The organism is Streptomyces sp. NRRL S-920, from assembly GCF_000717945.1.
GTDB classification, from domain to species: Bacteria; Actinomycetota; Actinomycetes; order Streptomycetales; family Streptomycetaceae; genus Streptomyces; species Streptomyces alboniger.
Genome location: NZ_JODF01000179.1, coordinates 1 through 288, shown reverse-complemented (window position 1 = coordinate 288; position 288 = coordinate 1). Strand labels below are relative to the sequence as shown.

The window sequence follows — 288 nt, the reverse complement described above, 5'->3', positions numbered from 1 at the left end:
CGCGCGGACCACGTCGGGCCCGGTGATGAACATCTGCGAGGTCTCACGGACCATGAACACGAAGTCCGTGAGCGCGGGCGAATAGGCCGCGCCGCCCGCACACGGGCCCAGCATCACACTGATCTGCGGGATGACACCCGAGGCCTTGGTGTTGCGCTGGAAGATCCCGCCATAGCCCGCGAGCGCCGTGACGCCTTCCTGGATGCGGGCCCCCGCGCCGTCGTTCAGCGAGACCAGCGGAGCACCCGCGGCGATGGCCATGTCCATGATCTTGTGGATCTTCGTGGC

The 288-nt window shown here is 67.7% G+C and carries 1 protein-coding gene; it reads right to left on the bottom strand.

All coding sequences use genetic code 11. The features are described 5' to 3' along the window. A partial coding sequence (locus tag IG54_RS0137410; RefSeq protein ID WP_030795767.1) for a carboxyl transferase domain-containing protein occupies positions 1-288 on the bottom strand: 288 nt, incomplete at both ends.